The organism is Mesorhizobium sp. WSM3873 (assembly GCF_001672445.1).
Taxonomy (GTDB): Bacteria; Pseudomonadota; Alphaproteobacteria; order Rhizobiales; family Rhizobiaceae; genus Mesorhizobium.
Genome location: NZ_LYTM01000057.1, coordinates 192,436 through 213,399 on the forward strand (window position 1 = coordinate 192,436; position 20,964 = coordinate 213,399).

The 20,964-nt window shown below is 64.6% G+C and carries 19 protein-coding genes; 9 read left to right on the plus strand and 10 right to left on the minus strand.

Annotated elements, in window-relative coordinates; all coding sequences use genetic code 11:
• Window positions 1-123 precede the first annotated feature (123 nt).
• The 6 genes from A9K71_RS29390 (at window position 124) to A9K71_RS29415 (ending at window position 7,082) form a co-directional block, all read left to right on the plus strand.
• Window positions 124-1,182 (plus strand): class I SAM-dependent rRNA methyltransferase, encoded by a 1,059-nt coding sequence (locus tag A9K71_RS29390; protein ID WP_067004061.1) that lies wholly within the window; start codon window positions 124-126, stop codon window positions 1,180-1,182.
• Entirely contained in the window at window positions 1,183-2,043 is an 861-nt protein-coding gene (locus A9K71_RS29395; RefSeq protein WP_067004063.1) for an RNA methyltransferase, read from the plus strand.
• 13 nt (window positions 2,044-2,056) lie between these two features.
• The gene (gene lspA / locus A9K71_RS29400) at window positions 2,057-2,545 is read left to right on the plus strand and encodes a signal peptidase II (protein ID WP_067004065.1); all 489 of its coding nucleotides are present in this window, start codon (window positions 2,057-2,059) and stop codon (window positions 2,543-2,545) included.
• Window positions 2,546-2,597: 52 nt separating this feature from the next.
• Complete coding sequence (locus A9K71_RS29405) at window positions 2,598-3,587, plus strand: MDR family oxidoreductase (RefSeq protein ID WP_067004067.1); 990 nt, start codon at window positions 2,598-2,600, stop codon at window positions 3,585-3,587.
• Window positions 3,588-3,731: 144 nt separating this feature from the next.
• Window positions 3,732-6,011 (plus strand): PAS domain-containing sensor histidine kinase, encoded by a 2,280-nt coding sequence (locus tag A9K71_RS29410; RefSeq protein ID WP_067004069.1) that lies wholly within the window; start codon window positions 3,732-3,734, stop codon window positions 6,009-6,011.
• A gap of 186 nt (window positions 6,012-6,197) precedes the next feature.
• Window positions 6,198-7,082, plus strand: a complete 885-nt coding sequence (locus A9K71_RS29415; RefSeq protein WP_082953625.1) for a GNAT family N-acetyltransferase — start codon at window positions 6,198-6,200, stop codon at window positions 7,080-7,082.
• Window positions 7,083-7,213: 131 nt separating this feature from the next.
• Here the strand turns inward: A9K71_RS29415 and A9K71_RS29420 are convergent, their stop codons facing one another.
• Entirely contained in the window at window positions 7,214-7,846 is a 633-nt protein-coding gene (locus A9K71_RS29420; RefSeq protein ID WP_067004073.1) for a trimeric intracellular cation channel family protein, read from the minus strand.
• 110 nt (window positions 7,847-7,956) lie between these two features.
• Complete coding sequence (gene grpE / locus A9K71_RS29425; RefSeq protein ID WP_067004211.1) at window positions 7,957-8,607, minus strand: nucleotide exchange factor GrpE; 651 nt, start codon at window positions 8,605-8,607, stop codon at window positions 7,957-7,959.
• Window positions 8,608-8,825: 218 nt separating this feature from the next.
• Between grpE and A9K71_RS29430 the strand changes: the two genes are divergently transcribed.
• Entirely contained in the window at window positions 8,826-9,026 is a 201-nt protein-coding gene (locus A9K71_RS29430) for a hypothetical protein (protein WP_067004075.1), read from the plus strand.
• 47 nt (window positions 9,027-9,073) lie between these two features.
• Here A9K71_RS29430 and A9K71_RS29435 read toward each other — a convergent pair whose 3' ends face one another.
• The 6 genes from A9K71_RS29435 to cysG form a co-directional block, all read right to left on the minus strand.
• Entirely contained in the window at window positions 9,074-9,694 is a 621-nt protein-coding gene (locus A9K71_RS29435) for a DJ-1/PfpI family protein (protein WP_067004077.1), read from the minus strand.
• A gap of 246 nt (window positions 9,695-9,940) precedes the next feature.
• Complete coding sequence (locus A9K71_RS29440; protein ID WP_067004079.1) at window positions 9,941-10,474, minus strand: DUF934 domain-containing protein; 534 nt, start codon at window positions 10,472-10,474, stop codon at window positions 9,941-9,943.
• A gap of 186 nt (window positions 10,475-10,660) precedes the next feature.
• Window positions 10,661-11,425 carry a phosphoadenylyl-sulfate reductase gene (locus A9K71_RS29445; RefSeq protein WP_067004081.1) on the minus strand — a complete coding sequence of 255 codons (765 nt, stop codon included), beginning with the start codon at window positions 11,423-11,425 and terminating at the stop codon, window positions 10,661-10,663.
• Window positions 11,400-13,070 carry a nitrite/sulfite reductase gene (locus tag A9K71_RS29450; protein ID WP_067004083.1) on the minus strand — a complete coding sequence of 557 codons (1,671 nt, stop codon included), beginning with the start codon at window positions 13,068-13,070 and terminating at the stop codon, window positions 11,400-11,402. Before A9K71_RS29450 ends, A9K71_RS29445 begins: the two co-directional genes overlap by 26 nt.
• A gap of 40 nt (window positions 13,071-13,110) precedes the next feature.
• Window positions 13,111-13,416 carry a DUF2849 domain-containing protein gene (locus A9K71_RS29455; protein WP_067004085.1) on the minus strand — a complete coding sequence of 102 codons (306 nt, stop codon included), beginning with the start codon at window positions 13,414-13,416 and terminating at the stop codon, window positions 13,111-13,113.
• The gene (gene cysG, locus A9K71_RS29460) at window positions 13,413-14,861 is read right to left on the minus strand and encodes a siroheme synthase CysG (protein WP_067004087.1); all 1,449 of its coding nucleotides are present in this window, start codon (window positions 14,859-14,861) and stop codon (window positions 13,413-13,415) included. Before cysG ends, A9K71_RS29455 begins: the two co-directional genes overlap by 4 nt.
• A gap of 419 nt (window positions 14,862-15,280) precedes the next feature.
• On the opposite strand from cysG, the gene A9K71_RS29465 reads away from it, so the two are divergent.
• Window positions 15,281-15,721: a host attachment family protein gene (locus A9K71_RS29465; protein WP_164747059.1), complete on the plus strand. Its 441-nt coding sequence runs from the start codon at window positions 15,281-15,283 to the stop codon at window positions 15,719-15,721.
• A gap of 211 nt (window positions 15,722-15,932) precedes the next feature.
• Window positions 15,933-17,735, plus strand: coding sequence for a YbaL family putative K(+) efflux transporter (gene ybaL, locus A9K71_RS29470; protein WP_067004091.1), 1,803 nt, complete (start codon window positions 15,933-15,935; stop codon window positions 17,733-17,735).
• Between the two features lie 66 nt (window positions 17,736-17,801).
• Here the strand turns inward: ybaL and A9K71_RS29475 are convergent, their stop codons facing one another.
• Together A9K71_RS29475 and A9K71_RS29480 are read right to left on the minus strand one after the other, a co-directional pair.
• Window positions 17,802-18,551 carry an SDR family oxidoreductase gene (locus tag A9K71_RS29475; protein WP_067004093.1) on the minus strand — a complete coding sequence of 250 codons (750 nt, stop codon included), beginning with the start codon at window positions 18,549-18,551 and terminating at the stop codon, window positions 17,802-17,804.
• 64 nt (window positions 18,552-18,615) lie between these two features.
• Complete coding sequence (locus A9K71_RS29480) at window positions 18,616-20,862, minus strand: transglycosylase domain-containing protein (RefSeq protein ID WP_067004094.1); 2,247 nt, start codon at window positions 20,860-20,862, stop codon at window positions 18,616-18,618.
• Between the last annotated feature and the right edge of the window lie 102 nt (window positions 20,863-20,964).

Here is a 20,964-nt window from a genome sequence, read left to right on the forward strand (position 1 = left end):
ACCGGAGACTTGCCCGTTTCTTCGGGCGAGGTCCATCGCATCGCGACAGAACAGCGCCGGACCATGCGGTTGCGAAGGTCAAGGGCCTATGCCAAAAGCGGCGTGCCGTTCCGGAGATTGTTCTTGAAGTCCTTTCGCGACCGAAACCGCGACAACCGTCCGCGCCAGCCGGCGAATCCCCCCAGCCAGTCGCGGCTGCGGGAGGCGGCTTCGGCGGAGAGGTCGGAGCCGCATCATCGTCAGGAAGCAAAACCAGCGCAGCGCCCTCTTGCACGCCGCGAAGGCCCGTTGCCCGCCGAGCGCCTGCCGCTGATCCTCGAGGTCGCGCCGAATGCCGACTATGCTCTGCTGGACAGCGGCGCCGGCGAAAAACTGGAGCAGTACGGGCCCTACCGCATCGTGCGCCCCGAAGGCCAGGCTATCTGGCAGCGGGCGCTTCCCGCCAAGGAATGGCAGCGCGCCGACGCCATCTTCACCGGCGACACCGACGAGGAAGGCATCGGCCGCTGGCGTTTTCCAAAAACGCCGCTCGGCGAGACCTGGCCGATGAAGCATGACGGCATCGACTATCTCGGCCGCTTCACCTCATTCCGCCATGTCGGCGTCTTTCCCGAACAAGCATCGCATTGGGACCACATGGCCGGCCTGATCGCCGCGGCAAAGCGACCGATCAAGGTGCTGAACCTCTTCGGTTACACAGGCCTTGCCTCGCTGGTGGCGGCGCGCGCCGGCGCAGAGGTCACTCATGTCGACGCCTCGAAGAAGGCGATCGGATGGGCGCGCGAGAACCAGGAGAGAGCCGGCCTCTCCGACAAGCCGATCCGCTGGATCGTCGAGGACGCGGTTAAGTTCGCCGAGCGTGAGGAGCGCCGTGGCAGCCACTATGACATCGTGCTCTTCGACCCGCCCGCCTATGGCCGCGGTCCCAAGGGGGAAGTCTGGCAATTGTTCGAGGATCTGCCGGGGCTCACCGATCTCTGCCGCTCGATCCTGACGCCGAAGCCGATCGCCGTGGTGCTGACCGCCTATTCGATCCGCGCCTCCTTCTTCGCCATCCATGCCTTGATGCGGGACGCCTTCGCCGGCATGGGCGGCACGGTCGAATCCGGCGAGCTGATCATCCGCGAGAAATCCGCCGGCCGCGCGCTGTCGACCTCGCTGTTCTCGCGCTGGGTGGCTTGAATGGTCCCGCATGATGGCGCCCGGCCCGTCGGGCAGGTCAAGGAAGTCACCAGCCTCGCCAATCCGCTGGTCAAGGACATCAAGGCGCTGGCGCTGAAGAAGTTCCGCGACCAGCAGAACGCCTTCATGGCGGAAGGCCTGAAGCTGGTCATCGACGCACTCGACCTCGGCTGGTCGATCAGGACGCTCGTCTTCGCCAAGGCCGGGCGCGGCAACGCGGCGATAGAAAAGGTCGCGGCGCGCACTGTCGCCGCCGGCGGCACCGTGCTCGAAGTCTCGGAAAAGGTGCTGGCGGCAATCACCCGCCGGGAAAACCCGCAAATGGTCGTCGGCGTCTTCGTCCAGCAGACGCTGCCGCTGAAGGATATCCGTGCCACGGACGGCGACGTCTGGGTCGCGCTCGACCGGGTTCGCGATCCCGGCAATCTCGGCACCGTCATCCGCACCGTCGACGCCGTCGGCGCCAAGGGCGTCATCCTGGTCGGCGACACCACCGATCCGTTTTCGCTGGAAACGGTGCGCGCCAGCATGGGCTCGATCTTTGCCGTGCCGGTCGCGAAGGCAACGGAGCAGGCTTTTCTGGCCTGGCGGCGCGACTTTCCGGGCCTCGTCGCCGGAACGCATCTGAAGGGCGCAGTCGACTACCGGTCGGTCGACTTTTCGAGAGGCCCGGTGCTGCTGTTAATGGGCAACGAGCAGCAGGGCCTGCCCGACAGCCTTGCGGATAGTTGCGACCGGCTGCTCAGGATCCCGCAGGCCGGACGCGCCGATTCTCTCAATCTGGCGGTTGCTACCGGCGTCATGCTGTTCGAAATCCGGCGTGGCGCGTTGAAGCTCGACCCTGCTGCCGACACGCGATGAGGGCTGCGAAATCGTGAAATCCTGGTCACCTTACGCCCTGCTGGTCGTGCTCGCTATCGCACTCGACCAGTGGATAAAACAGCTGGTGGAAAACGGCCTCGCCTTCCAGGAAAAGGTGGATCTGCTTCCTTTCCTGGCGCTGTTTCGCACCTACAACACCGGCATCGCCTTCTCGATGTTTTCCTCCTTCGGCGACACCGGCCTGGTGGTCATCGCCGCGCTCGTCGTCGCCTTCGTGCTCTATTTGGCGGTGCGCACGCCCCCCGGTCACGTCCTTGCCCGGATCGGCTTCGCCCTGATCGTCGGCGGCGCGCTCGGCAATCTGATCGACCGCGCGGTCTACGGTCACGTGATCGACTATATTCTTTTCCACACGCCGGTCTGGTCCTTTGCTGTGTTCAACTTTGCCGACGCCTTCATTTCGGTCGGCGCCGCGCTGGTCGTCTTCGACGAGCTGATCGGCTGGCGGCGGGAAACCAGGTCCCAGGATCCAGGCAATTGACCTGGCGCGGCCACCGCCGCAAATTTGTTTCAAACAAAACGAGGAGACCAAAGTGTCCGATACCTTTAAAGCCATCCTCGTTTCGCGCGACGCCGAAAAGAAGCAGTCGGTCGAGATCGTCGACCTCACCGAAGCTGACCTGATGGAAGGCGATGTCACCGTCGCCGTCGAGGCGACGACGGTGAATTACAAGGATGGGCTGGCCATCACCGGCAAGGCCCCGGTCGTGCGCCGCTGGCCGCTGGTGCCCGGCATCGATTTCGCCGGCACTGTCATCGAATCTTCGCACCCCGACTGGCGCAAGGGCGACAAGGTCATCCTCAATGGCTGGGGCGTCGGCGAGACGCATTACGGCGCCTTTGCCGCCCGCGCCCGCGTCAAGGGCGACTGGCTGGTGCCGCTGCCCGACGGCATGAGCCCGCATGATGCGATGGCAGTCGGCACCGCCGGCTATACGGCAATGCTCGCCGTGATGGCGCTGGAGCGGCATGGCATCGTGCCGGATCGCGGACCGGTGGTGGTGACGGGGGCCGCCGGCGGCGTCGGCTCGGTCGCCATCTCGATCCTCTCCACCCTCGGCTACCATGTGATCGCCTCGACCGGGCGCAATGCCGAAAGCCCCTATCTGATCGACCTCGGCGCGGCCGAGGTGATCTCACGCGACGAGCTCAGCCAGCCGGCCAAGCCGCTGGCCAAGGAATGCTGGGCCGGCGGCGTCGACTCGGTCGGCACCCATACGCTGGCCAACGTGCTGGCGATGACGTCCTATGGCGGCGCGATCGCCGCGTGCGGCCTGGCCGGCGGCATGGACCTTCCGACGAGCGTCGCCCCCTTCATCCTGCGCGGCGTCTCGCTGCTCGGCATCGATTCCGTCATGGCGCCGAAAGCGGTCCGCCTCGAGGCGTGGCGCCGCATTGGCGCCGACCTCGACCTCAAGAAACTGTCGACCCTGTCGCGCTCGATCGCCTTCGACGGCATCATCGGCGCCGCGCGCGACATCGTCGAGGGCAGGATCAGAGGCCGCGTGGTAGTCGATCTGTAGGGCAATCCCAGGAATAGCGTTCGGCGATTTCCCGCCCGAAGTCGCCCAAAACCAGGCAAAAACTGCCGGATATCGGAATGGACGACTAAAATTCGAACGATCCGCCGCAATCTTCCATAATCTCTGTCTGGCAAGGTTTTCCGCATGCTCGCGGACTCCGACTTCAGACAGGACAGCAAAGCCGCAGGCGACGACGGACCGGGTCCTGACGCGCCGAAGCGGCAGGTGCTGGTCGCGCCGCCGCTGGTCCCCGCATTGCAAGCGGACAGTCATGAAGGCCTGCCGTTCCTGACGATCGTCGCCATAGTCGTCCTGGCCGGGCTGGCGCATCTCACGGGAGCGCCGATCTTCATCACCATAGGCCTTCTGGCGACGGGTCTGGGCGGCCTGGTGATGCATCTGCGCAACCAGCGCGCCGAGCGGCGCACCGCCGCACTTCTCGACGAGACGGCCGCCCGTAGCCGCGCCGAGATCGAGACCCTCGCCGATCGCATGTGGGAGATGCAGGAGAGCGAAGAGCGTTTTCGCGGTCTGATCGATGCGCTCGGCGACCTCGTTGTCCATCGCGACCGCGACGGCCACATCGTCTACGCCAACAAGGTGTTCGCCTCGCTCGTCGAGATCGATCAGCGCGACCTCGCAGGCAAGACGCTTTCCGAGCTCGGCATCGACGTCGGCGTCGTGCCCGAGGCCGCCTTTTCGGATCATGAATGCCTGAGCTCCACCGATGTCGCCATCCGCACGCCGAACGGGCCGCGCTGGTTCTCCTGGATCGAGCTCTCGGTGCGGGACAGGGACACCGGTGCTGTTTCGCACCGGGCGATCGCCCGTGACATCACCGCCCGCAAGCGCGCCGAATCGTCGCTGATCACCGCCCGCGAGCGGGCCGAATACGCCAGCCAGGCCAAGTCGCGCTTCCTTGCCACCGTCAGCCACGAGATCCGCACGCCGATGAATGGCATCATGGGCATGGCGAAGCTGCTTGCCGACACCGACCTGTCGCCCGAGCAGCGTACCTATGTCGGCGCCGTCTCGACTTCCGCAAGCTCGTTGCTGGCGCTGATCGAGGATCTGCTCGACTACTCCAAGATCGAGGCCGGCCGCTTCGATCCCGAGCCGCAGCCGACATCCCTGCGTGAGATCGCCGACAACATCATCGAACTGCTGGCCGCGAAGGCCTTCTCCAAGACCATCGGCCTCGGCTGTCACGTCGAACCCGACGTGCCGCAGATGATCACCGCCGACCCCGGTCGCGTGCGCCAGGTGCTGCTCAACCTCATCGGCAATGCCGTCAAGTTCACCGACACAGGCGGCGTGCTGCTTACCGTCGCGCGCGCCAGCACCGAGAGCACCGACCGCATCCGCTTCACCATCGCCGACACCGGTCCGGGGCTGCGCGAAGAGGATATGGAGCGCATCTTCGAGGAATTCGAGCAATCCGACGGTACTTCGACCAGGGTGCACGGCGGCGCCGGTCTCGGCCTAGCCATCTCCAAGCGCCTGGTGATCGCCATGGGCGGCACGATCTCGGTTTCGAGCCGGCTAGGCGAGGGATCCGAATTCGTCTTCGACATTCCGGCGACCGCGGCAACCCAACCGCCACAATATCGCCGGGACATCCTCTCGGGCCGACGCGCGGTGATTGTGTCCAAGAATGCCGTCGAGGCCGATGCCATCGCTCGCACCATCCGCGCGCATGGCGGTGCCGTCGAGATCGCGGCCACGCCGGACCAGGCCATTGCCTTCGCCGCCGGCTGCAACGTGCTTCTGGTCGACGCCGCGCTCGAGAACAGCGACGGCCGCCTGCTCAAGCGGCTGCGTCAGAGCGGTTTTGTCGACTGCCAGGCCATCACCCTGATCGCACCCGCCGATCGCGGCATGCTTGGCGAATTCCGCGCCAACGGCTACGCGACGTTTCTCGCCCGGCCGGTGCGCGGCGAAACGCTGCTGCGCGTGCTGTTGACCAGCCATGTGCCGGCACCCGCCGAGCCGCGGTCGGAACCGCGCGGCACCGCGTCCGTCCGTCGCCGCGACAAGGGCCTGTCCGTGCTGATCGCGGAGGACAATGACATCAACGCGATGCTTGCCCGCGCCACGCTGCTCAAGGCTGGACATCGCGTCAAGATCGTCAGCAACGGCAAGGCCGCGGTCGAAGCCGTCACCGACGCCGGCCTCAAGCATCGTTTCGATGTCGTGCTGATGGATCTCCACATGCCGGTGATGGACGGGCTGGACGCGATCGCCGCCATCCGCCGCCATGAGGAAGCGCTTGCCGTCCCGCCGATCCCGATCATGGTGCTTTCGGCCGACAGCCAGGAAAAGACGCGCCACACGGTTTTGGCCCACGGCGCCAGCGGCTTCGTCACCAAGCCTCTCGACCCCGATGCGCTCGTCCAGGCCGTCGAGAGCCAGGCAGCGGCGTAACGAATATTTTAGACTTTCCCGAACGCCTTGGATTGCTTGGCTTTCGCAGCCATAAGATAGCCGGTTGAGGGTATTGCCCAGCCGACGAAGTATTGCCGGGATCGCCGTATCACGGTACTGTCACAATCCTGTTGCACCTACACCGTATCCCCGTGCCAAGAGGGATGGCTCGAAGGAGAATCACTCGTGCATACAGTCATGCCTGAATGCGATACTCGGCCGAACGCCAGCGCCCTTCTCGGCGCGCGTGCCGCCGACGCTTTCGCAAGCGGCGCACCGCTGGGCCGCATCGGCAACCTGGAAGTGCGGCTCGCCCGCAACGGGGCCGAGATCGCCGCCGCCCAGGAAGTGCGTTATCGGGTATTCTATGACGAGCTCGGCGCGAGGAAGGATTTGTTCCAGGCGCAGGATCGGCGCGATGCCGACCGCTTCGACCCGCTCTGCGATCATCTCCTGGTTTTCGACACCTCGCTTCCCGGCCCAGAGCACCGCCGTATCGTCGGCACGTATCGCCTGCTGCGGCAGGAGATCGCCACCGCGGCGGGCGGCTTCTACTCCGAGGGCGAGTTCGAGCTGACCAAGCTGGTGGCGCGCCATCCGGGCCAACGCTTCCTGGAGCTCGGGCGCTCCTGCGTGTTGCCGGAATATCGCTCCAAGCGCACCATCGAGGCGCTCTGGCAAGGCATCTGGGCCTATATCAACCACTATGGCATCGGCGTGATGACCGGCTGCGCCTCCTTCCACGGCACCGTGCCGGCGGCGCATGCGGAGGCGCTTACCTACCTCGCCCATCACTGCCGCACCGACCAGGCCTGGGATGTCCGGGCGGTGGCCGGCCGCTACTGCTCGATGGACTTGATGCCGATCGAGGCGGTCAATGCCAAGGCCGCGATCGCCGCCATGCCGCCGCTCGTCAAAGGCTATCTGCGTGTCGGCGCCCGTATCGGCGACGGCTGCGTCATCGACCACGAATTCTCCACCGTCGACATTTTCGTCGTCATGCCGGTCAAGGAGATCGGCGCCCGCTACGTCAACTACTATGGCGGCGAAGGCCAGCGTTTCGCGGCGTGAGTCTAGCGAATAGCGAATAGCGAATAGCGAATAGCGAATAGCGAATAGCGAATAGCGAAGGTAGTAACGATAGTGGGCTGATTACAACCAGCCCTATTCGCTACTCCCTATTCGCTATTCGCTGTTTGCTATTACGGAATATCCTCCGGCCTTCGCCCCGGCCGGCTCTTATAGGCCGGGAACGACCAGCCGAATTTGAGCGCCCCGCCCCGCACCAGGAACGCCGCCGCAAAGCCGAGCAGGCTGGATGGCAGGGCCGACATGCCAACGAGATCGCCAAACGTGAAGAGCGCTGCACCCGCAAGCGCGGCCGTGACATAGATTTCGGGCCTGAGCAGCACGGAAGGCTCGCCTGCGATCAGGTCGCGCAATATGCCGCCGAAGGTCGCGGTGAGCACCCCGGTGATGACCGACACGACCGGCGAGCCGGTGATCGCCAGGCCCTTTGCAGCCCCCATCACCGCAAAGGCGGCAAGCCCGAACGCATCGAGCCAGAGCAGCAGCTTGTAGCGGGATTCCACGCGATGGGCGCTGAAGAAGACAAGCACTGCCATCACGGCGCAGATCAGCACATAGCCGCTGTTGGCGACCCAGAACACCGGCAGGTTGAGAATGACGTCGCGCAGCGTTCCGCCACCGATGCCGGTGATGCTGGCCAGAAACAGGAAGCCGATGATATCGAGCTCTTTGCGTGATGCGGCAAGCGCGCCGGTCGCCGCGAAGACGGCGACGCCGGCATAGTCGAGCAGCTCGATGGGATTCATTGGCGAGCGAATAGTGATTGGCGAATAGTCAGTGCACAGTGAATATCACGAAGCGGTGCGGTTGGTACCGTCTTCCCTATTCGCTATTCCCTATTCGCTATCGGCTCCCTTCACGCATCCTTCTCGGCCTGCTCGTTCACCGGACCCGGCTCGACCGGCGCTTCGGCGGCGGCCGCCTTTGGGCCGCCCTTGGAGACGCCGACCATCGCCGGCCTCAACACGCGCTCGCCGATCGAATAGCCGGGTTGCACGACCTGGACCACGGTCCCCGCCGGAACGTCGGGGTTGGGCACCTCGAACATCGCCTGATGGAAGTTCGGGTCGAACTTCTCGCCTTCGGGCGCAAGCTTCTTCACCCCATGCCGCTCCAGCGCCGCCAGCATGGCGCGCTCGGTGAGGTCGACGCCCTCGATCAGCGCCTTGAAGCCGGCATCGCCGGAGGCCTTGGCCTCGGTCGGAATGGCGTCCAGCGCGCGGCGCAAATTGTCCGACACCGACAGCATGTCGCGCGCGAAATTGGCCACAGCGTAGGTGCGCGCGTCATGTACATCACGCGCGGTACGGCGCCGCAGATTTTCCATCTCGGCAGCTACGCGGAGCGCCCGGTCCTTCAGTTCCTCGTTCTCCTTCAGCAACCGCACAAGCGCCTCATAGTCGCCGTCGACGCCGCCTTCCGCGCGTTCGCCGGAAGCCCGGGCCTCAGAAGCCTGGTTGGCTTCGATTTCCTCGGGCACGCGTTCGTCTTTTGCCTGGTCGCTCATCGCCATTTCCCGTCATTCGAATTGGTTTGGATTTGCGCCCGATATCGAGGTTTAGAGCCCAAAAATCAAGGGGCAAGCACCGATGACGGCCCTTCCGCGATCGTTCCAAATTAATTCAAATTTTACCGTACCGGACGGCTTTGCTTGCCACTAAGGGCCTATGCGGGAACCATTGCCGGGCTGCGAGAGTTTCGAAGCCGACACAGGATTTTGGGACCATGAAGGGCAACATCGGCGAAAGGCGCGCCAAGCTCGCCGAGGATATCAGGCGACAGGTTGGCACCGAAACCACCAAGCGCCTTCTGCGCACGCTGCCGGCATTTCGCCTGGAAAAAGAAGTCCCAAAGCAGTTCACGGATCTGCTCGACCGCCTGGACGGCGCCGAAGCGGACAAGGTGGACGGCCAGCGGCAGCACTAGCCGCAGACCGCCCTTTCCCTAGTTCCACAGCGTAAGGCGCTGAGGAGCTATGCGGCCCTGCGCTCGTCGCGCATCAGCGCCTCGCCATGGCGAATCTCGGTGCCAAGCACCTTGAGGCACTCCCGCATGAACGCCGCAAGGCCGGGCCATCCCTTTGCCGAAACCAGATTGCCGTCGATATGCGCGCCGGTCGGCGACACGTCGATATAGGTGCCCCCGGCGAGCGTCACCTCGGGCTCGCAATACTGCAGCGCCGCCACCTCCCTGCCGCGCACCACGCCGTCGACCGCGATCAGGATTTGCACGCCGTGGCAGATGGTGAAGATCGGCTTGCCGGTCTCGTGGAAATGCCTGACCAGCGCCTGCACGCGCTTGTCGATGCGAATATATTCCGGCCCGCGTCCGCCCGCAGCGTAGACCGCGTCGTAATCGGCGGGATTCACCTCGGCGAATGTCTTGTTGAGGATATAGTCGTGGCCGAGCTTTTCCGTATAGGTCTGATGGCCCTCGAAGTCGTGCAGCGAGGTCTTGAGCACATCGCCGGCCTTCTTGTCCGGGCAGACGACATGGACGGTGTGGCCGACCGCGTGCATCGCCTGCTCAAAAACGAAAATTTCGTACTCTTCGCTGAACTCGCCAACGAGCATCAGTATCTTCTTGCCTGCCATGCCGTTTCCTCCCTTTCCGCTGTTTATTTCGGGGCGCGAAATAATCATTGTATCCTAAGGGCAAGGCGGGAAAAGGGGAAGTGAAATTCGCAGAAGTGGTCTGACCAGATCGTTTGCGACGAGGCGCGCAGGACCAAAACCGACTCCTCCAAGACGTCAAAAACAAGCCGCTTGGTCAGACCAAAGCTGCAGGCTCGCTTGTTCTTTATCGGACGGGTGCCTTCGCCGGTCGGGACGGGGATGGCGTCAGCCCGGGCGTTTGCGCCGCCAGGAATATTTCGGGCCCTTGGCTTCCGGCTCTACCGCCGGCTGGTAATAGACCGGCAGGCCTCCTGTGCGCCCTTCCTCCAGCCGCTTCAACAGCACCGGATTGGAGACCTCGAACTCGTCGAAGCCGAGCCGCAGCATATGCGGCATTTGATCGACCAGGACCTGGCCCGTGGCGCGCACCGCGCCTTTGAAGTTATGCCGGGTGCGCAGCAATTCGCCCTTGGAGAAGGAGCGGCCGTCGTTGAAGGCCGGGAAGGCAAGCGCCACCAGCGACAGCTGGTCGAGCAGGCCGACGATCTTGTCGAGCTCGTCGCCGGGGAGCAGGAGCACGCCGAGACGCTCCTTGGCCGACCTGCGGATATCGTCATCGAGCCCGAGAAAGGCCTGCAACGGGAGGATGAAGCGGCCATTGCCGGCAAGCGCTTCGGCGCTCTCGGCATGGGTCCATTCGTCCTCGCGGAAACCGTTCGGGGTCCAGAGGCGGGTTTCCGATTTGGTCGGCTCAGTCATCAAAATTCCTAATGCCCTAAGATCCTAATGCCCTAAGAATGAAAGGATATGTCGCTGTTCAGGTCGGCCCGGAGTCGAAAATGGTGGCTTTCGAGAACGGGAGCGGAGCGTACTTCAACTACGCGAGCTCCGAAAGCGCAGGAACCCGCCATTTGCAGGCCGGCCTCACCTGAGTAGCGGCTGTCCTTAAAGTGATGCGTCGGTCAGCGACTTCTCCAGCCCCGACAGATGGATGCCGCACTCGGTCTTGGCGTGCCCCGCCCAGCGGCCGCTGCGCGCATCCTCGCCTGGCTGTACCGGCTGCGTGCAGGGGAAGCAGCCGATCGACAGATAGCCATAGGCGACCAGCGGGTTTTCACGCAGCGCATGCGCGCGCATGTAGTCGGCCTGGTCGGATGTCGTCCAATGCGCGAGCGGATTGATGCGGATGCGCGAGCCGACGGCCTCGAAGACCGGGAGTGCCGCGCGCGTCGAAGCCTGGAAGCGCTTGCGACCGGTGAACCAGGCGCGGAACGGCTCGACGCCACGCGCCAGCGGCTCGACCTTGCGCAGGTTGCAGCACGCGTCGGTAGCGGTCTCATGCAGCCGGCCGGTCGGATCGACGCGTTCGAGCGCCGCTTCGTTCGGCTTGATCACTCTGACATCGGTCAGGCCGAAATCGGCGACCAGCGCGTCGCGGTAGCCCAGCGTCTCCTCGAAATGCTTGCCGGTGTCGAGAAAGATCACCGGCAGCGAGCGGTCGATCTCGGCAATCATGTGCAGGAGGACTGCCGAATCGGCGCCGAAGGACGACACGGCGGCAACCTCGCCGCGGAAGAATTCACGCGCCGAGCGCTCGATGATCTCGATCGGCTTCAGATGGCCGAGCAGCGCGTCGAGCCCCGCCGCTTCCGCGGCGACGCCGGCCTCGACGCCGCCGATCCGGTCAAGCGGCCTTGGTTTCGCCAGCATAGAGCGCCTCCTTGAACGGCGCGGGACCGACACGGCGGTAGGCGTCGATAAAACGTTCACTGGGACTGAGCCGAAGGCCGAGATAGGTGTCGACGATCTGCTCGATGGCATCGGTGATTTCTTCCGAAGAGAAACCGCGGCCGATGATCTCGCCGACCGACGTGTTCTCGTCGGCCGAGCCGCCAAGCGTGACCTGGTAGAGCTCGGAGCCCTTCTTCTCCACGCCGAGAATGCCGATATGGCCGACATGGTGGTGGCCGCAGGCGTTGATGCAGCCGGAAATCTTCAGCTTCAGCTCACCGATCTCGCGTTGCCGCTCCAGCGAGGCGAAGCGGCGCGAGATTTCCTGCGCGACCGGAATCGAACGCGCCGTGGCAAGCGCGCAATAATCGAGGCCGGGGCAAGAGATGATATCGCTGATCAGGTTGGAATTGGCGGTCGCCAAGTCGATCTCGACCAGGGCGTCATGGACGGCCTTGAGGTCGGCACGCGCCACATGCGGCAGGATCAGGTTCTGCTCGTGGCTGACGCGCAGCTCGTCGAAGGCGTATTTCTCGGCGATGTCGGCAACCGCCTCCATCTGGCTGTCGGAGGCGTCGCCGGGCACCTCGCCGATGCCCTTGAGCGAGATCGTCACCGCCGCATAGTCGGGATGGCGATGCGTTATCACATTCTGGTCGAGCCACTCCGAAAAACTCTTGGAATCGAGCCGCGCCTGCTTTACCTGCGCGTCGCCTTCCGGCCGGTCGGGCAATGCCGGCGGCGCGAAATAGGCATTGATCGCCTGGATGTCGGCGTCCGGCAGCTTCAGCTCCGCGTCCTTCAACTCCTGCCATTCGGCCTCGATCTGGCGGGTGATCTCCTCGACCCCGGTCTCGTGGACGAGGATCTTGATACGCGCCTTGTACTTGTTATCGCGGCGGCCATAGAGGTTGTAAACGCGCAGGATCGCCGTGCAGTAGGACAACAGCTCGGCTTCCGGCAGGAAGTCGCGGATCTTCTTGGCGACCATCGGCGTGCGGCCCTGGCCGCCACCGACATAGACGGCAAAGCCCAGCTCGCCGGCCGCGTTCTTCTTCAGATGCAGCCCGATGTCGTGCGTCTGGATAGCGGCGCGATCACGCTCGGCGCCGGTCACCGCGATCTTGAACTTGCGCGGCAGGTACGAGAACTCCGGATGCACCGACGACCACTGGCGCAGGATCTCCGCATAGGGACGCGGATCGGCAACCTCGTCGGCGGCCGCGCCGGCGAAATGATCCGCGGTGACGTTGCGGATGCAGTTGCCGCTGGTCTGGATGGCATGCATTTCGACACTCGCCAGATCAGCAAGGATCGCCGGGATGTCGGACAGCGCCGGCCAGTTGAACTGGATGTTCTGGCGCGTGGTGAAGTGGCCGTAGCCCTTGTCGTATTTGCGGGCGATGTGGCCGAGCATGCGCAATTGCCTGCTGTTCAGCGTGCCGTAGGGCACGGCGATACGCAGCATATAGGCGTGCAGCTGCAAATAGACGCCATTCATCAGCCGGAGCGGCCGGAACTGGTCCTCGGTGATCTCGCCGGCAAGCCGGCGCTGCACCTGGTCGCTGAACTCTGCGACGCGGGCCTTTACGAAATCGTGGTCGAACTCGTCGTAACGGTACATGCTTCGTCTTTCAGGGCGCGTCCGCCCGCTTTCTTGTGTTCTATGCCGCCCGTGCCGGAGCCGGGCTCGCCTGCTTGCCGATGTCGGTGCGGATGGTGGGGCCCGCGGCGCGGATCTTCTCGCGCAGCCGCACCGGCTCGACCACGCCGTTGATCACGGTCACATCGATCAGGTTGACGTCGACGACTTCGTTGTTGGCAGCGGCCGCGGCGCCGATGGCCTCGAGCCGATCCTCCGCCGCCTTGTCATGGGCGATGTCGGCACGACTGACGGTCTCCGCCCAGCCGCCATCGACGTACCAGACGGCGATACCGTCCGAGAGCCTGTTCGCGGTCAAAACCTTCATTGCTCAACTCCTTCGGCCGCTACGCCGGCCGTATCTTCACGCGTGTGCGCCGCAAGCGGCTCGGATTGTTCGAAATTGGCGCCGGCGACCGCGTCGCCGATGATGGTCATGACCGGACCGGTAAGATCGGCGCGCGCTTCCAGCGACGGCAGGTCGGCGAGCGTGCCGTGGAAGCGGCGGCGATTGCCAAGGCTGGCATTCTCCACCACGGCGACGGCAGTATCGGGCGACAGCCCGGCTTCGATCAGCCGACCGGCGACTTCGGCTGCGACCGAGCGGCCCATATAGACGGCGACGGTGGCGCCCGAAATGGCAAGCTTTGCCCAATCGGGCAGTGAGTTGCCCTTGAGGTCATGCCCGGTGGTGAACACCATCGAGGACGTCACGCCGCGCAGCGTCAGCGGCAATTCGAAATCGGCGGCCGCCGCGAAGGCGGCGGTCACGCCCGGAACCACCTCATAGGCGATGCCGGCCTCGCGAAGTGCTGCCATTTCCTCGCCCGCCCGCCCGAACACAAGCGGATCGCCTGATTTCAGCCGCACCACGCGCTTGCCGGCGCGGCCAAGCTCGACGAGCAGAGCGTTGATTTCTTCCTGGCTCTTGGAATGGCAGCCCTTGCGCTTGCCGACAGGCAAGCGCTCGGCATCCCGGCGCCCCATGGCGACGATCGCTTCCGGCACCAGCGCGTCGTAGACGATCGCGTCGGCCTCCATCAGCAGGCGGTGGGCGCGCAGCGTCAAAAGATCCTCTGCGCCCGGGCCGGCGCCGACCAGAGCGATGTGACCTGCGGTCGGCGCGTCCGAAGTCAGAAGTTCGAGCGCAGCACTATGCGCCCTGGCGAACTCTCCGGCTTCAACCGCCTTGGCCGGGAGGCCGGCGAAGAAATCGCTCCAGAACCGGCGGCGGCGATTGCCTTTCGGCAGCCGCTCGGCAGCAGTGCGAAACGACGACGCCAAGGCCGCCAGCCGGCCAAGCGACGGCGACAGCATGCGATCGATGCGCACCCGCAGCAGCTGCGCCAGCACAGGGCCGGCGCCCTCGGTGCCGATGGCGATGGCGACCGGCGCGCGGTTGACCAGCGCCGGTGTGAAGAAATCGCAGAGCTCAGGCCGGTCGACGGCGTTGACCGGAATGCCCAGCCGGCGGGCGTCTTCGACGACGCGACGGTCGAGCGCCTCGTCGCCGCTGGCGGCAAACACCATGGCCGCGTCCTCGAGGTGCGCGGCATCGTAGGCGACATCGACGTGGACAGCGCCGGTGGTTGCAATGAAATTCAGAAGCTCGGGATCGGCATTGTCCGCAGTGATGCGCAGCGTCGCGTTTGACTGAGCAAGCAGCCTGGCCTTGGCCAGTGCCTCCTCGCCGTTGCCGACGATGGCCACGGCTTCGCCGTCGACCCGCAGGAAGACGGGGAAGGCGTTGAGCTTGGCATTGGCTGGCGACATGGCGATAAACAGTGCGAGAACAGTCTGGCAGTTTTATGCGGGCCTGGGAAAAACCAGAAGGCAAGCACTCGCGCATCCCTTGATGGCAGGCAATCGCTTTTTCGCAGCCGCGAAAGGCAGGAGAAAAAAATTCTACGCCGGACCTCGAGGTGGTCGGGCACCTCTGCGAGAGCTATTGATCCGGCATAGTTTTTAGCGCCGTGCAGCCGACACGGCAAAACGGTTTTTTCTAAATTCTACCAACCTAGTAGATTAAGACGCGGTCTTGCTGGTGGGTGAGGTCGCTGCCGCCTGCAGCACATCCTCCAGTCGTTGGTTCATCCGGAACTATCATGCTCGGCGGCACGTTTCGCTAACGATCCATCCCGTCGGTCGAGTCGCTCTCGCGGGCTCCATTTGTGCTCAAGGCAAGGAGGAAAATCATGAACATCAAGCTTAAACGCGGTCTCTGGGTGGTCGTGGCCGACGGCGAAAAGGCGCTTTTCCTCCGCAATGAAGGCGACAGCAAGTTTCCGAACCTCGAGGTCGTTCAGGAGATGGAGCAGGAAAATCCCGCCACCAGGGAGCAAGGCACCGATAAACCGGGCCGATATGCCGAAGGACCACGCAGTGCGATCGAAGAGACCGACTGGCATCGCCTCGGCAAGGAACGTTTCGCAAGCGATATTGCCGACCGGCTCTACAAGCTTGCGCATCGGGGTGAGTTCGACCAGCTCGTGCTGATCGCGCCGCCGCAGGTGCTCGGCGAGATGCGTCAGAAGCTGCACAAGGAAGTCAGCGAAAAAGTCCAGGCCGAAATCCCCAAGACGCTGACCAATCATACCGTCTTCGACATCGAGAATCTGCTCAAAGCGGCCTGAGCGGCACGCAGGAACGCACAGTGCAGGGGATTGATGCCGTGGCCCCTGATGGCGGCTCGCTGATTTTCTCATCCGGCGTCCGATCGCGGCGCCGAATTCCGTCTAGCGGTGGTTGCGTCACCGCCCCTCCCCCGATCATATTGGGAAGGGGCGGCGGCCCTCGGGCGGCGCTTATCGACATCGTGAATTCTCGGAAGGCGCTCCATAGACAATGCCGCATGACACGCCCCTGATCGCCACCATCGTCGCCGGTTTGGGGCTTGCCTTCGTTTTCGGAGCATTGGCCAACCGATTCCGCATCCCGCCGCTGGTCGGCTATCTCGTGGCCGGCGTGCTGGTCGGGCCGAACACGCCGGGCTTCGTCGCCGACGCCAGCCTTGCCAACGAGCTCGCCGAGATCGGCGTCATCCTGCTGATGTTCGGCGTCGGCCTGCATTTCTCGCTGAAGGATCTTTTGTCGGTCCGCGCAATCGCCGTGCCCGGCGCCGTCGTGCAGATCGGCTTTGCCACGCTGCTCGGCGTCGGCCTCGCCTGGCTGCTTGGCTGGTCGCTCGGCGCCGGCCTTGTCTTCGGCCTCGCGCTCTCCGTCGCCTCGACCGTCGTCCTGCTGCGCGCCATGCAGGAGCGGCGGCTGATCGAGACCGAGCGCGGCCGCATCGCCGTCGGCTGGCTGATCGTCGAGGATTTGGCCATGGTGCTGGCGCTGGTGCTTTTGCCGGCGCTCGCCGGCGTGCTTGGCGGCCAGCCACAGGCCGACGACCATGCGAGCCTGCTTTCGCTGCCCGCCAACCACGGCATATGGGGGGTGGTCGGCATAACGCTGGCCAAGGTCGTCGCCTTCGTCGTCGTCATGCTGGTCGTAGGCCGCAGGGTCATCCCCTGGATCCTGCACTATGTCGCCTATACCGGCTCACGCGAGCTGTTCCGGCTCTCGGTGCTTGCCATCGCGCTCGGCGTCGCCTTCGGCGCGGCGAAGCTGTTCGGCGTCTCGCTGGCGCTCGGCGCCTTCTTCGCCGGCATGGTCATGAGCGAGTCCGAGCTCAGCCACCGGGCGGCGGAAGAATCGCTGCCGCTGCGCGACGCTTTTTCCGTGCTGTTCTTCGTTTCCGTCGGCATGCTGTTCGATCCGTTCAGCCTGGTCAGCAACGGCCTGCCGATCCTGGCGACCTTAGCCATCATCCTCATCGGCAAATCGCTCGCCGCTTTCGTCATCGTGATCGCCTTCCGCTATCCGGTCGCGACCGCGCTGATGATCTCGGCCAGCCTTGCCCAGATCGGCGAATTCTCCTTCATCCTGGCCGAGCTCGGCGTCGGGTTGAAGCTTCTGCCCGAACAGGGCCGCGACCTCATTCTGGCCGGCGCCATCCTGTCGATCCTGCTCAACCCGCTGATGTTCCTGATCGTCGACAGGATGAAGCCGTGGCTGGAAAAGCGCGCCGGCAAAACGGCAGAGCCCGAGGAATCAAGGCCGATCGGCCCGGCGACCGAGCCCGGCCAGGTGGCCTCGGCGGCGGCAGTGTCTGAAAGCGAGAATGGTCTGCCGCCGCGAACGGGACTCACCGACCATTCCATCCTGATCGGCTATGGACGTGTCGGCAGCCTCGTGGGTGCCGCGCTGAAACAAGCTGCCCTGCCCTTCCTGGTTGTCGAGGATGCCGACAAGACGCTGGCGAAGCTGAGGGCCGAGGGCGTCGAAACGGTGGCCGGCAACGCCGCCAATGCGGACGTCTTCGCGGCCGCCAATCCGGAAGGCGCCAAACGGCTGATCCTCGCCATCCCCAACGCCTTCGAGGCGGGACAGGTGGTGCTGCGGGCGCGCGCGGCCAATCCCGGCATCAGCGTCTTTGCGCGCGCCCATTCCGATGCCGAGGTCGAGCATCTCAAGGCTCTCGGCGCCGACACCGTGATCATGGGCGAGCGCGAAATAGCACGCGGCATCGTCGAGGCGGTTACCGGCATGTCACCCGCTCGGCTGGACGACGCCGCTGTCGAGATCAGGCCGCAGCCTGCCTGACGCTCGCCTGCACAAACCAAGCGGATCAGGGAACGAATAACGGAAGCGATGTCGCTGAGATGGAAGTCACACGTGCTGGCCGCCGTTGATGTGGATTTCCGAGCCGGTCACGTAGGACGCCTGGCCCGAACACAGGAAAAAGATGATGTCGGCCACTTCCGACGTGGCGCCCAGCCTTCTCAGCGGGATCGTCTCGACGATCTTGTCGGTGCCGGGCGACAGGATCGCCGTGTCGATCTCGCCCGGCGCGATCGCATTGACGCGGATGCCGTGCGGCCCGAAGTCATGCGCCATCTCGCGCGTCAGAGAACCCAGCGCCGCCTTCGACGTCGCATAGGCCGTGCCGGCAAATGGATGCACGCGCGTGCCGGCGATCGAGGTGACGTTGACGATTGAGCCTTTGGCGGCGGCGAGTTCCTTGAACAGCCCTCTCGCCAGCATGATCGGCGCGAAGAAATTGACCTGGAAGACGTCGCGCCAGACATGCATCGGCGTCTCGATCGAGTTCATCCGGCCGCCGTCCTTGAGCTTCGGCGAGATGCCGGCATTGTTGACCAGCGCGTGCAACTGCCCGCCATGCGCCTCCAGCCGGTGGCGGATTTCCGAGACGGCAATGCCGACATCCTCCTGATCGGCAAGGTCGACCTTGATGTGGTCCTCGGGACCGGCCGGCCATGGGCAGTCCTCGGCAAAGGCCTGGCGCGAGCAGGTGATGACGCGCCAGCCCTCGCGTGAAAAGCGTTTCACCGTCGCATGGCCGATGCCGCGGCTGGCGCCGGTGAGCACGATGGTTTTTCTGCTGTCGATTTCGGCCATGGCTGTTATCTCCGGCCGGACATGTAGCCGAAGGCGCCAGCCATTGCGAGAGGCGAGTTGCCGCTCAACCGCCGCTGAGGATGTCGAGAATCGACGTCTGCCGCCTTTTCTTCGGGCCGCCGACATCGCCGGGCGGCACCGGATGCCCGACCGAGGCGGTGGTACCGCCGTCGCTCGGCATATCGAAGCCATCGGCATCGACCGTCTGGGCTGGACGCGCCTGCCGTGCGGGCGCCTGGGCGACAGGGCTCGACTGGCCGACGGGCGCGGGCGGCGCCGGCTGCGAGTTGTCCGCCGAGGGTAGCTCGTCCGGCACGACCGTATCGGGCGGCGTCGATTTCCACGTGCCGGGCAACGGCCTGACCGGCAAGCCTTCATGCGCGGCGACCATGAATTCGTGCCAGGCCTGCGCCGGCAAGGCGCCGCCGGTCACCTTCTTCATCGGACTGCCGTCGTCATTGCCGAACCACACACCCGTCGTGAGGTTGGCGGTATAGCCGACGAACCAGGCGTCGCGTGAATTCTGGCTGGTGCCGGTCTTGCCGGCCGAGGGCCAGTTGAAGGCCGCCTTCTTTGCGGTGCCGACTTCGACCGTGCCCGTCATCATAGAGTTCATCATGCCGACGATGTCGGCCTTGAGGACGCGCGGCGCGCTGCCGCCATTGTTCTCGTAGAGCACCTTGCCGCTAGCCGTGGTGACGCGCTGGATGAAATGAATATCCGGCTTGTAGCCGCCATTGGCGAAAGGCACATAGGCGGCGGTCAGTTCCAGCGGCGTCACTTCCGAGGTGCCGAGCGCGATCGAGGTGTTCGACTGCAGGTCGGATTGGATGCCCATGCGGTGCGCGGCCTCAACCACGGCGTCGGGGCCGACCTCCATGGTGAGTTGCGCCGCCACCGAGTTCAGCGACTTCGCCAGTGCGGTGGCCAGCGTCACCTTGCCATAATATTTGCCGCCATAATTCTCCGGCGTCCATTTGCCTATTCTGATCGGGGCGTCGTTGCGCACGCTGTCCGGTGTGCGGCCTGCTTCCAGCGCCGCCATGTAGACGAAAGGCTTGAAGGCCGATCCCGGCTGGCGCCGCGCTTCCGAGGCGCGATCGAACTGGCTGGTCGAATAGTCGTAACCGCCGACCATGGCGCGAACGGCGCCGGAATCATCGATCGACACCAACGCGCCCTGGGTGACGTTGAGCTTTCTGCCGCTCTCGTCGATCAGCCGGCGGATCGACTGCTCGGCGAGCTTCTGCAGCGTCAGATCCACGGTGGTGTCGATGACGATGTCGCCGCGCACGTCGCCGATCAGGTCGGGAAGCTCCTCCATGACCGTGTCGGCGACGTAATTCTCCGAACCGGTCCAGTAGGAGGGCGAGCGCGTCGCCGGCGCGCTCAGCGCCATTTTGTATTCCTTGTCGCCGATCTTGCCTTCCTCGCGCATGGCGGCGAGCACGAGCTGTGCGCGTTCTTCCGCCGCCTTGGGATCGCGCGCCGGCGAAAGCCGCGACGGCGCCTTGAGCAAACCGGCCAGAAGCGCTGCCTCGGAAAGCGTGACATCGCGCGCGCTCTTGCCGAAATACCGCCGCGAGGCGGCCTCCACGCCATAGGCGCCGGACCCAAAATAGACCCGGTTGAGATACATTTCGAGGATCTGGTCCTTGCTGTGCTTGTGCTCCAGCCACAGCGCCAGCAGCACTTCCTGCACCTTGCGCTCCAGCGTGCGATCCGGCGTCAGGAACAGGTTCTTGGCCAGCTGCTGCGTCAGCGTCGAGCCGCCCTGCGAGAAATGACCGCCAAGGACGTTGGTGACCATGGCGCGCGTCAGCCCGATCGGGTCGATGCCGAAATGCGAATAGAACCGCCGGTCCTCGATGGCGACGACGGCCTCGGGAATATAGGGCGACATTTCATTGAGGCCGACGGCCTCGCCGCCGCTCATGCCGCGATTTGCGATGAGTTGCCCGTCGACCGAGACGATCTTGATGTTGGGCGCGCGGTCGGGAATCGACCATGTGGTCGCCGCCGGCATCTTGGCGCCGTAATAGACGACGACGCCGGCCACCGCGATGCCGCCCCAGATGCAGAAAACGAAGCACCAGTAGAGCAAGCGGCCGAAGATGGAAAACAGCCCGCGCTGGCTGCGATCGCGCCCCCGGCCGCGCGATTTCGCCTTGGCGGATTTGCGTTTCGCTGCGGATTTACGATTTGCCGGCACGACGCGATCCTCCTCGCTGACCGAAAAGCCGTCGGAGGATTTCGCCCGCGGCGAGCCCTCGAAGCTCGGTTCGATGCGACTGTCTCTGCGGTTCGCCATTGCGCTGTGCTTGCTGTCCCCGATGCCGATGGCGCTCGGGTTGCAGAGTAGATGCGGCGGTTTAAAGGCGCGTTAAGTGGGGAAAAATCGAAGTGATTGAAA

Excerpts from the sequence above, each read along its gene's own strand:
- A9K71_RS29395 (WP_067004063.1), top strand. The coding sequence starts at position 1,183 with ATGGTCCCGCATGATGGCGCCCGGCCCGTCGGGCAGGTCAAGGAAGTC.
- A9K71_RS29410 (WP_067004069.1), top strand. The coding sequence starts at position 3,732 with ATGCTCGCGGACTCCGACTTCAGACAGGACAGCAAAGCCGCAGGCGAC.
- A9K71_RS29420 (WP_067004073.1), bottom strand. The coding sequence starts at position 7,846 with ATGAATCCCATCGAGCTGCTCGACTATGCCGGCGTCGCCGTCTTCGCG.
- grpE (WP_067004211.1), bottom strand. The coding sequence starts at position 8,607 with ATGAGCGACCAGGCAAAAGACGAACGCGTGCCCGAGGAAATCGAAGCC.
- A9K71_RS29430 (WP_067004075.1), top strand. The coding sequence starts at position 8,826 with ATGAAGGGCAACATCGGCGAAAGGCGCGCCAAGCTCGCCGAGGATATC.
- A9K71_RS29435 (WP_067004077.1), bottom strand. The coding sequence starts at position 9,694 with ATGGCAGGCAAGAAGATACTGATGCTCGTTGGCGAGTTCAGCGAAGAG.
- A9K71_RS29440 (WP_067004079.1), bottom strand. The coding sequence starts at position 10,474 with ATGACTGAGCCGACCAAATCGGAAACCCGCCTCTGGACCCCGAACGGT.
- A9K71_RS29445 (WP_067004081.1), bottom strand. The coding sequence starts at position 11,425 with ATGCTGGCGAAACCAAGGCCGCTTGACCGGATCGGCGGCGTCGAGGCC.
- A9K71_RS29450 (WP_067004083.1), bottom strand. The coding sequence starts at position 13,070 with ATGTACCGTTACGACGAGTTCGACCACGATTTCGTAAAGGCCCGCGTC.
- A9K71_RS29455 (WP_067004085.1), bottom strand. The coding sequence starts at position 13,416 with ATGAAGGTTTTGACCGCGAACAGGCTCTCGGACGGTATCGCCGTCTGG.
- cysG (WP_067004087.1), bottom strand. The coding sequence starts at position 14,861 with ATGTCGCCAGCCAATGCCAAGCTCAACGCCTTCCCCGTCTTCCTGCGG.
- ybaL (WP_067004091.1), top strand. The coding sequence starts at position 15,933 with ATGCCGCATGACACGCCCCTGATCGCCACCATCGTCGCCGGTTTGGGG.
- A9K71_RS29475 (WP_067004093.1), bottom strand. The coding sequence starts at position 18,551 with ATGGCCGAAATCGACAGCAGAAAAACCATCGTGCTCACCGGCGCCAGC.
- A9K71_RS29480 (WP_067004094.1), bottom strand. The coding sequence starts at position 20,862 with ATGGCGAACCGCAGAGACAGTCGCATCGAACCGAGCTTCGAGGGCTCG.